Source organism: Pseudomonadota bacterium, from assembly GCA_010028905.1.
Classification (GTDB): Bacteria; Vulcanimicrobiota; Xenobia; order RGZZ01; family RGZZ01; genus RGZZ01.
This window is the reverse complement of record RGZZ01000627.1, coordinates 1-2,460: the sequence shown is the minus strand read 5'-3', so window position 1 is coordinate 2,460 and position 2,460 is coordinate 1. Positions and strand designations below refer to the sequence as shown.

Here is a 2,460-nt window from a genome sequence, read left to right as displayed (position 1 = left end):
CGACCTCGCTGCTGACTGGCCCATTCGCGCGCGCCTGCTGCGCCTGGCGGCGCACGATCACGTGCTGACCATCACCATGCACCACATCGCCTCTGACGGTTGGTCGATGGGCGTGCTCTCGCGCGAGCTCGACGCGCTGTATGGCGCGTTCAGCCAGAACCAGACGCCGACGCTCGCCCCGCTTGCCGTGCAGTACGCCGACTTCGCCCGCTGGCAGCGTGATTGGCTCACGGGGGCCGACCTCGAACGCCAGACCGACTGGTGGAAGGCGCATCTCGACGGGGCCCCACCGCTGCTCGAGCTCCCCTATGACCACCCGCGCCCCCATCGCCCGACCTATCGCGCGGGAATGGTCACGACCACGATCAACACAACCCTCACGGCACGCCTCAACGCGCTCGCCAAGACAAGCGACGCCAGCCTCTTCATGGTGCTACGCGCCGCCTTCGCCGTGCTCATGCAGCGGTGGAGCAGAAGCAATGACCTGGTCATCGGCTCCCCCGTGGCAAACCGCGTGGTGCCCGAGATCGAAGGCCTCATCGGCTTCTTCGTGAACACGCTCGCGATTCGAAGCGACCTGACAGGCGACCCCACCTTCATCGACCTGCTCGCACAGACCCGACGCGCAAGCCTCGACGCGTACGCACATCAAGACGTGCCCTTCGAGAAAGTGGTCGAAGCGCTGAACCCAGAGCGTCACCTCGAGTACGAACCTGTCACCCAGATCGCGTTCGCCCTGCAGAACGCAGATTTCAAGAAGTTCAGGCTCGGTTCGATGGGCGTCACACCCTTCGAAGGCGGAAGCCCCACCGTGCGCAACGACCTCGAGGTGCACGTCTGGGAGCGTGACGGAGAGCTCGTCTGCCAGCTGGTCTACAGCCTCGACCTCTTCGAGGCGATGAGCATCGACGCCATGGCGGCGCAGCTCACGTCGCTGCTCGAATGCGTCTGCGAGAAACCCGAGAAACGCATCTCGCAGCTCTCGACCACATCATCGGCCGACAGAGAACGCGCACTCACGTGGGCAGGCACACCCTCGGCGACCTCACCTGATTCGCCATCCCTGCTGCACGCCGCCTTCGAGCATCACGCTGACGCGACCCCACACGCCGTCGCGCTGATCTGTGGCGATGCGCATCTCACCTATGCCGAGGTCGAGCGCCGCGCCAACTGCGTGGCCCATGCATTGCTGCACGGTGGTCTCGCGCCCGAGGAACCCGTGGCCATCTGCCTGCCCCGCGGCATCGACGCCATCGTCGCCGAACTCGGCGTGCTCAAGGCGGGCGGCGCGTTCGTGCCACTCAACCCCGAGCACCCTGCACAACGACGAGAAGCACAGATGCGACTCGCCGGCGCGAGAACGCTCATCGACACCCACTTCATCGAGCACCTGAGCGCCACGCTGCCATCGGCCCGACCGCGCGTGACCACCCACCCGCTGCAGACCGCCTACATCATCTTCACCTCCGGCTCGACGGGAGAGCCCAAAGGCGCAAGCATCAGCCACCGCGCTGTGTGCAACAGCATCGCAGGAGAGCAGGCGACACGAGACCTGCGGGCAGCGCACTGTGTGCTGCAGGTGGCGGCACTGACCTTCGACGCCGCCGTCTGGGAAGTGTTTGGCGCCCTCTCCAGTGGAGCCCGATTTGTTGTCGTCGAAGAAGAAGGGGCTGCAGCGGTATCGCTTCTCGCCCGACGCCTGCGAGAGAATGGCGTCACCCATCTCACACTCACACCCACGCTCCTTGCAGCCCTCGACATCACGGACACCGCCATCCTGGAGTGCGTCGATGCAGCGGGTGAAGCCGCCTCCCCTGGCCTGCTGCAGAAGCACGCGCAAGGAACTCGGATCATCAACGCCTATGGCCCCACTGAGGCCGCCATCTGCGCCGCTGCCTTCTCTTGCAACGACGCCGACGACGGACGCGTTCCCATCGGACGCCCCCTTCCAGGCGTGCGGCTGTACGTGCTCGATGATCAGCTCGAGCCCCTGCCCCTCGGTGTTCCAGGGCGGCTCTACATCGGCGGCGCAGGCGTGGGACGAGGCTATGTCTCCCGCTCCGGCCTCACCGCCGAACGCTTCCTCCCGGACCCCTTCAGCGACGTGCACGGTGCTCGCATGTACGACAGCGGGGATCGCTGCCGCTGGGTGACGGCGTCGGCCGACCCGGAAGCACCGTGGGCACTCGATTTTCTGGGTCGTGTCGACGACCAGGTGAAGCTGCGCGGCTTCCGCATCGAACCCGGCGAGATCGAGGCCACATTGAGCCGACACGACGCCGTGCGCGGTGCCGTCGTGGCCCTTCGCGAAGGGCAACTTGTCGCGTGGATCGAACCCCATCGCGAAAGCGAAGCGCTGCAGCGCGATCTCACCCGCTGGCGCCACGATCGCATCAGCCAGTGGCGCACGCTGTACGAGTCGTCGTACAGCCAGCGGCAGGCCAACGACCTCGCCTTCGA

1 protein-coding gene is annotated in these 2,460 nt (G+C 66.2%); it reads left to right on the top strand.

Annotated elements, in window-relative coordinates; all coding sequences use genetic code 11:
- Positions 1 to 2,460 (top strand): amino acid adenylation domain-containing protein (locus EB084_23700; protein ID NDD31267.1); only part of this gene is annotated, 2,460 nt, incomplete at both ends.